At 63.9% G+C, this 7,736-nt stretch carries 5 protein-coding genes; all 5 read right to left on the bottom strand.

What is annotated here, in order from left to right; all coding sequences use genetic code 11:
* Positions 1 to 111 precede the first annotated feature (111 nt).
* The 5 genes from KIH76_RS08830 to KIH76_RS08810 all read right to left on the bottom strand — a co-directional run bounded on the left by KIH76_RS08830 (position 112) and on the right by KIH76_RS08810 (position 7,467).
* Positions 112 to 2,472 (bottom strand): beta-galactosidase, encoded by a 2,361-nt coding sequence (locus KIH76_RS08830; RefSeq protein WP_338023641.1) that lies wholly within the window; start codon positions 2,470 to 2,472, stop codon positions 112 to 114.
* 163 nt (positions 2,473 to 2,635) lie between these two features.
* Positions 2,636 to 3,289: a TetR/AcrR family transcriptional regulator gene (locus KIH76_RS08825; protein WP_214372297.1), complete on the bottom strand. Its 654-nt coding sequence runs from the start codon at positions 3,287 to 3,289 to the stop codon at positions 2,636 to 2,638.
* A 98-nt stretch (positions 3,290 to 3,387) separates the two neighbouring features.
* Positions 3,388 to 4,905 (bottom strand): L-arabinose isomerase, encoded by a 1,518-nt coding sequence (gene araA / locus KIH76_RS08820; protein ID WP_214372298.1) that lies wholly within the window; start codon positions 4,903 to 4,905, stop codon positions 3,388 to 3,390.
* A gap of 41 nt (positions 4,906 to 4,946) precedes the next feature.
* On the bottom strand, positions 4,947 to 5,639 hold the full coding sequence (locus tag KIH76_RS08815) for an L-ribulose-5-phosphate 4-epimerase (RefSeq protein ID WP_219070370.1): 693 nt from the start codon (positions 5,637 to 5,639) through the stop codon (positions 4,947 to 4,949).
* Positions 5,640 to 5,829: 190 nt separating this feature from the next.
* The gene (locus tag KIH76_RS08810; RefSeq protein ID WP_219070369.1) at positions 5,830 to 7,467 is read right to left on the bottom strand and encodes a xylulokinase; all 1,638 of its coding nucleotides are present in this window, start codon (positions 7,465 to 7,467) and stop codon (positions 5,830 to 5,832) included.
* Between the last annotated feature and the right edge of the window lie 269 nt (positions 7,468 to 7,736).

Here is a 7,736-nt window from a genome sequence, read left to right as displayed (position 1 = left end):
GCCCGGCACCCCGCTCAACACCCCGCCCGGCATCCGCTCCCGCCATAAAGAAAGGGGCACGCCTCGGAATCGGCCCGAGACATGCCCCACAGAGCAGCCGCAGATAATAGATCAGCCGGCGATGACGGCAAGGTTCCAACGCGGCAAGGTGAGCACGTCGCCGGCCGCGACCGTATCGCCCTCATGCAGGGCGAGCGCCGCGGTGGCAGACTCGTCGATCAACCCATTGGCGGCGATGATCTTCGGCGCGACGACCACTTCGCCGGCGACCGGGCTGACGAACGACACCGGATCGGCGGAGTAATTGAGCAGATAGGTCACCGTTTCGCCGCGGGCGTTCACGCCCTGACGCACCGTAATCGCTGACGGAGTCACGTTACCCGAAGCTCCCGCAGCAGCCTTCCCGCCGGCAGTCTTGCATCCGCACGCATCGGCAGGAACATTATGTCCCGTACCGGCATCCTCGGCGTCAGCACCCGCAGCGTCGACGGTCTCATCGACAGCCTTCGTCACACGCAGCGTCGCCACACCCGCGGCATCCAGCGCCTCGCGCATCACGGCGCGCGTCGTGTCCGGGTCGAGCACGGTACCGATCCATTCGGCGCTACCCTTGCCGAACGCGTGACGGGTGATCGCCGCGTAATCGGCCCACGCATAATGCCCGTAGTGCGCAAGCACCTGCGCGCTCGACGAACCGGCAGCGTCGCCATCGGCACCATCAAACCCGTCCTCGGCAGAGAACACGGTCGATCCGTTCGGCTTGAGCAGTTCGATGAGCGTCTCCGCCTGCGCATCCGGCAATCCGGCGAGCGCACCCGCGGCACCGGCACCATCCGCAACATCAACCGAACCGTCCCCGAACACGACCGGCACGCGTCCCTTCGGCGGCGTGAACTGGTTGTAGCTCATGCCGAACACGTCGGTCAGCCGATGCGGCGCGCGGTCGTGCCACACGGTCGTTTCCTCGTCGGCGACGAACGACCGCAGTGTCGAGATCAGGTGCCCGCCGTTCGCCACGTATTCGCGCAGCCGTGTGATCGTCTCGTCGGATGCGCAGTACAGCGCAGGCGTCACGATCACCGCATACGATGCCAGTCGTTCGGCCGGCGCGTCGGTCGGCAGGAAGTCACATTCGACGTTGAGTTCGAACAGCGCGTCGTAGATACGCCGCACCACGTCGTTATAGTCGGCGCCGCCGCCCCAGCGTGTGCTGCTGCCGATGCGGAATCCCTCGAGCGCGGTCAGCGCCTCGTTCGACACCATAAGCGCGACGCGGTTGTGCTTGCGCAAGTGCAGCAAACGTTCGCCGATCTCGGGCCGCGCAATCTCGCGTCCGAACACGCCCGCCTCCTCATAGGTCGGGTTCGGTTCAAGGTCGTGGCTCAGCAATCCCTTCCAATACGTCTCGAACGAGTTGTGGATCGAATGCCAATGCCAGTATTCGACCATGTCCGCGCCGGACGCAAGATGTGAATACGCCTGCAGCCGCATCTGCCCGGGGAACGGCAGCCAGCCGTGGTTGCCCTGCGCCTCGGTTTCGAGCACGAGATAGTTCGCGCCGTCCTTGAGCGAGCGGGTGAGGTCGCCGCCGAACGCGATCTCCTTGCCGGTCAGGTCGTCCTGCGTGGGATGGTAGATGTCGCAGCCGGCGATGTCGAGCGTGCGCGCGGCCGTGAAGTGGTCGACGGCCGGCTGGATGCCGTACGAGCCGCCCTTCCAGCCGAAGTCGAAGTTCTGCGTGACGAACTGGTCGTCGCGTGCGTATTCGCGCACGATCGACGCCTGCCAGTCAAGGAATTCGGTGACCTGCTCGCGGCGGAAACGGTCGAATTCGCCGCGCAGCGACTGGTTGATCGTGTTGGTCACGTCGGGGAAATCCTCCCACGCGTTGATGCGGTTCGACCAGTAGTCAAGCCCGAAATGCGCGTTGAGTTCGTCGAGATCGTCGTGGAATTTGCCGCGCAGGTACTTGACGAACAGCGTCTGCATGTCCTGGCTGACGCAGTCGTAGTACTTGGTTTCGTTGTCGACTTGATAGCCGATGACGGCCGGATGGTCGGCGACGTGCGCGATGAGCTTGCGGATGACGCGCTCGGCGTAGTAGCGGTACGATCCGTTGACGATGTCCATAATCTGGCGCGGACCGTATTTGCCGGGGCCGCTCGGGGTGACGGCGAGCACGTCGGGGTGCATGCGCACGAGCCAGGTCGGCACGGCGTAGGTGGGCGTGCCGACGATGACGCTGATGCCGTGACGACGCGCGCTATCTAACGCACGGTCGATATGAGAGAAGTCGAAGATGCCCGGTTGCGGCTCGCAAGCGCTCCACGTCGACTCGGCGATGCGGATGACGTTGATGCCAGCGTGCAGCATCATCGCCATATCGGTGTCGACACGATCGAGATCCTTCGGCATGTATTCGTCGTAATAGGCCGCTCCGAACAGGAAACGATCCACGGTCTGCTTGCCCACGTCTGCTCCTTTGCGCTGCGTTCGGCAGCGTTCCTCCGCGCTTGCCGAACGATGATGTCTCTTGTATTGGCAGATACATCAATTATGATATCTAATAGTTATTAGATATCTTCTAGTATATTGATAACGCAACCATGCGCAACCGAAACACGCGCGAATGCGCTCAGCGATAGCGATCCCAGAGCGGCGAGGGGAAGATCATGCGCTCGAACACCAGCCATTCGTCGTACAGGTCGATCGGCGGGCGGCGCATGAACCGCAGCTGCACGCCGTCCATCGCCTCGATGCACTGGCGCACGACCGGCCGCATCGACTCATGCCACTGCCCCATCTGCGGAGGAATACGCCACCGGTATCCGCTGTAGTACTCCCACGTCGAATCCGGGCGACGTTCGAAATAGTCGTGCAGCGGATGGCCGGGGCTAAACGCCTCGGTTTCAAGCACCATGTATAGGCGCATGAGCTCGACGCGTTGCGCGTTGTGGCGCACGAGATAGCGCAGGTACGAGGGGAACAGCAGGTTGTCCGGGTCGCTGCCGGGCAAACCGGTCTTCATGAAGTCGTCGGGTGTGCCGGTCGCGTCGTACGCATCGGTGACGAGCATCGACAGCAGCCCCTCCTTGGTGCCGGCATAATGGAGCAGACCGGGCTGGCTCATGCCGACCGCGTCCGCGATCTCGCGTAGCGACGTGCCGTAATAGCCCTTCTCGCCGATCAGCCGCACCGCCGCCTCGACGATCTCGCGCCGCCGCTCCCCCGGCGTCTTGCGCACGCGCTTCGCCCCACCGTTCGCACTGCCCTGTTTCACTGCTGCCATACGCGCCAGTCTAACGGTTGGTAGATACCGGCCCCGCATACGGCAAAGGCCGCCCGGCACATACGTACCGGGCGGCCTCATCAATCACCGATGATCAATCAGTGACGGTTATCCAAGCGGTGGTACATCTCGGACAGCTCCAGTTCCTTCTCGAACTGGCGGGCGTCGGTCTTGTCGTCGATGACGGCGAGTTCGACGCCGGCGATGCGGGCGAAGTCCTCCCACGCCTCACGGCCGACGGAGGTGGTCATGCAGGTGTGGTGCGAGCCGCCGGCGGTGATCCAGCACTGGACGGCGGTCTTCAGGCTCGGCTGCGGCTTCCAGACGGCGCGGGCGCACGGCAGCTCCTTGAGGGAGCCCTGCGGCTCGACGACGTCGACCACGTCCATGAGCAGGCGGAAACGTTCGCGCACGTCGGACATGGAGACGACGACCGCGTCCTTCTTCGGCTTGCCGGAGAAGACCAGACGCACCGGGTCGGCCTTGCCGCCAATGCCGAGCGGGTGGATCTCCAGCTTCGGCTTGGCGATGGTGCCGATGGCCGGGGAGACCTCAAGCATGTGGGAGCCCATGTCGAGCTCGTCGCCCTCGGTGAAGTTGTAGGAGTAGTCCTCCATGAGGGAGGCGCCACCCTCGAGGCCGTAGCCCATCACGGCGCCGATGCGCACGAGCACGGAGGTCTTCCAGTCGCCTTCGGCAGAGAAGCCCCAGCCGTATTCGGACGGGAAGCGCTGCGGGCCGACGCCCGGCAGCTGCGGCAGGGCGCCGAGGTCCTCGAAGTTGTCGACGCCGGCGGTGCAGCCGTTCTCGCGCATCATGTTGACCATCGCGGCCTCTTCCTTGGCGGCGATGAACAGGGAGTCGTACTTGGCGTCGAGCAGGGCCGGGTCGATGTCGTACTTGGCCTTGTAGTCCTCGATGATGCCCTTGACCTGATCGTCCTTGACGGCCTCGTACGCGGCGACGAGCTCGTTGACGGCCCAAGTGTTGATGGAGGCGCCGAACACGCGCTCGGCTTCGGTCTTGTCGCCTTCGGTGACGGCGACGTTGCGCATGTTGTCGCCCCAGCGCATGACCTTCATGTTGTTGGAGGCGTCCCAGCCGGCGCAGGCGCGGGCCCATGTGCCGACCTTCTCGGCGACCTCCGGGTCGGTGTAGTGGCCGACGACGATCTTACGCTTGATGCCGAGGCGGGAGACGATGTAACCGAACTCACGGTCGCCGTGGGCGGCCTGGTTCAGGTTCATGAAGTCCATGTCGATAGTCTCCCACGGGATCTCCTTGTGGTGCTGGGTGGCCAGCTGCAGCAGCGGCTTGGTCAGCACTTCGAGGCCGCGGATCCACATCTTGGCCGGGGAGAAGGTGTGGCACCAGGTGATGACGCCGATGACGTTCGGGTTGGCGGACGCCTCGACCATGAACTGCTTGACGCCGTCGGAGGACTTCAGGGTCGGCTTGAGAACGATCTTGGCCGGGATCTTGCCGGTCTTGTTCAGGTAGTCGACCATTTCGTTGGCGTGGATGGCGACCTGGCGGAGCGCTTCCTCACCGTAGAGGTCCTGCGAGCCGACGCCGAACCAGATTTCCTTGCCCTCGAAGGGGTTTTCGAATGCCATATCAGGCTCCTTTTGTACTTCTTTGTGGAAAAATTACTTGCTCAGTGCTGACCGTAGACGTTGGTGTAACGATCGTTCAGAGCGTCAATGTCCTTCTGATCGATCTCGATGATGTCGCCGAGCTGCTTGGCGGCCCACATGGTGTGCGCGACTTCCTCGGTCATGGCGGCGGCCTTGACGGCGGCTTCCGCGTCCTTGCCGATGGTGAACGGACCGTGGTTCTGCATGAGGACGGCCGGGGACTTCGGGTACTTCTTGAGCGTCTCGACGACGCCTTCGCCGATGGCCTCGGAACCGATGAGGCGGAACGGGCCGACCGGCACCGGGCCGCCGAACTCGTCGCCCATCATGGTCAGGCCGCACGGGATGTTCTGGCCGGTGGCCGCCCAGGCGGTGGCGTAGGTGGAGTGGGTGTGCACGACGCCGTAGACGTTCGGCATGTGGCGGTAGATGTACGCGTGGGACGCGGTGTCGGAGGACGGGGCCTCGGTGCCGTCGACGACGTTGCCGTCGAGGTCGCACACGACCATGGAGCCCGGGGTCAGGTACTCGTAGCGCACGCCGGACGGCTTGATGACCATGAGGTCGGCGGTGTGTAGACGCTGGGAGACGTTGCCGGCGGTCCACACGACGAGGTTCCACTTGATGAGCTGCTCGTGCAGGGTGGCGACGACCTCGCGCACCTGCTTGACTTCGGCGCGGACTTCCGGACCGTAATCAGCCAGAGTTGCCATTTGGTTGTTCCTTTCGTTGCGAATGATTGACGTGTATGAAGTTGTAAAGGCCAGCGGAGCCTCGGCTCCGCCGTCGTGTCATTTCGACTGAGCGAAGCGAACGGAGAAATCTCTTACACGGCAACGCCTCTGAAGGATTTCTCGATTCGGCTTCGCCTCACTCGAAATGACATGCCAAGAACAGGGCGGCTCAGTCCTCCAGCGGGATCGCGGCGACCGCGGCGTGCTCGATCGGCAGTCCCTTGGTGAAGCGGGTGAAGAAGTCCTCGAAGCCGACCACGTCGCGTGCGTCCGGCACCTCGGTGACGGAGGACGCGCCCTTGAACACGCGGCCGTCGAGGTAGTCGGCGAGGTTGGTGCGCTCCTCGTTCGCATGCCACAGGTAGTCGGCGAGCACGGCCATGCCCCATGCGCCGCCTTCCGACGCGGTGGCCATGACCTTGATCGGCGTGTTGAACGCGGCGGCGAGGATCTTCTGCGCGACCTTCGGGGTGGCGAAGATGCCGCCGTGGCCGACGAGCGAGTCGATCTGCACGTGCTCGTCCTTGGTCATCACGTCCATGCCGATCTTGACCGGGCTGAACGCGCTGAACAGCTGGGCGCGCATGAAGTTGGCGAGGTTCATGTGGGCCTCGGGGCTGCGCGCGAACAGCGGGCGGCCCTCTTCAAGGCCGGCGAGGAATTCGCCGGAGCGGAACGGGTAGTTGATGAGGCCGCCGCAGTTGCGGTCAGCGTCGTCGGAGATCGCGGTGCGGAACAGCGTGCCGTACAGCGTGCCCGCGTCGACCGGCGTGCCGAGCGCTTCGGCGAACTGGCCGAACAGGCCGACCCACGCGTTGAGGTCGGAGGTGAAGTTGTTGGCATGGCTCATGCCCGCGAGGTCGCCGGCCGGGGTGGTGACGAGGTCGACTTCCGGGTGCAGGCGTTCGAGCTTGTGCTCGAGGACGACCATCGCGAAGATCGAGGTGCCGGCGGAGACGTTGCCGGTGCGCACGCGCACGGAGTTGGTGGCGACCATGCCGGTGCCGGCGTCGCCTTCCGGCGGGGCCAGCGTGATGCCGGGCTTCAAGGTGCCGCTCGGGTCGAGCAGCAGGGCGCCGGCTTCGGTGAGCTTGCCGGCCGGGGTGCCCGCGACGAGCGGGGTCGGCAGCAGGTTCTCGAGCTTCCACGGCTGCGCGGCGACTTCGGGCAGCGCGTCGAACTTCTCGATGAACGAGGTCTCGTAGGTGTGGGTGGTCGGGTCGATCGGGAACATGCCGGAGGCGTCGCCGACGCCGAGCACCTTCTCGCCGGTGAGCTTCCAGTGCACGTAGCCGGCCAGCGTGGTGAAGTACGCGACCTTGGAGACGTGCTCCTCCTTGTTGAGGACGGCCTGATACAGGTGCGCGATGGACCAGCGCTCGGGGATGTTGTACTGGAACAGCTCGGAGAGCTTCTCGTGCGCCTCGTGCGTGTTGGTGTTCTGCCAGGTGCGGAACGGCACGAGCAGCTCGCCGTCCTTGTCGAAGGCGAGGTAGCCGTGCATCATGGCGGAGAAGCCGATGTGGCCGATCTTGGTGAGCTTTTCGCCGTAGGCGGTGTGCACGTCGTTGGCCATCGTGGCGTAGGCGGTCTGTACGCCCTTCCAGATCTCCTCGAGCGAGTAGCTCCACAGACCGTTCTCCAGGTGGCTGGCCCAGCTGTAGTCGCCGGACGCGATGGTGGCGTACGTGTCGTCGATCAGCACGGCCTTGATGCGGGTGGAGCCGAATTCGATGCCGAGCGAGGTCTTGCCCGCGCGGATTTTCTCGGCGATGGTCGCGACCTGATCGCTGTCGTTGGTTGCCATACTTTCGATCTCCTTGTGCCTAGCGCCAGAATCCGCCTCTTCGGGGAATTGTTAGCGCTCACTGTTAACGTTCACGATTTTATCGTGAGTCATGACAAAGCACAACCTCGTCGTGTCGTGATGTATTGACTGATCTGAGCTTGATAGCCGATTATCGGACGGTCTTATACCACAATCGTCCGAAAGATTTCTCGACTCGGCTTCGCCTCGCTCGAAATGACAGAATCACCGGGCAACCTCAACCGAACCGATTGCATCGCCGGCATCAT

It is taken from the genome of Bifidobacterium simiiventris, from assembly GCF_019331715.1.
Lineage (GTDB): Bacteria > Actinomycetota > Actinomycetes > Actinomycetales > Bifidobacteriaceae > Bifidobacterium > Bifidobacterium simiiventris.
This window is presented reverse-complemented; position numbering and strand designations above follow the sequence as displayed.

Bases quoted from the DNA above. Each gene is read 5' to 3' on its own strand.
- araA (WP_214372298.1), bottom strand. From the start codon at position 4,905: ATGGCATTCGAAAACCCCTTCGAGGGCAAGGAAATCTGGTTCGGCGTC.
- KIH76_RS08815 (WP_219070370.1), bottom strand. From the start codon at position 5,639: ATGGCAACTCTGGCTGATTACGGTCCGGAAGTCCGCGCCGAAGTCAAG.
- KIH76_RS08825 (WP_214372297.1), bottom strand. From the start codon at position 3,289: ATGGCAGCAGTGAAACAGGGCAGTGCGAACGGTGGGGCGAAGCGCGTG.
- KIH76_RS08810 (WP_219070369.1), bottom strand. From the start codon at position 7,467: ATGGCAACCAACGACAGCGATCAGGTCGCGACCATCGCCGAGAAAATC.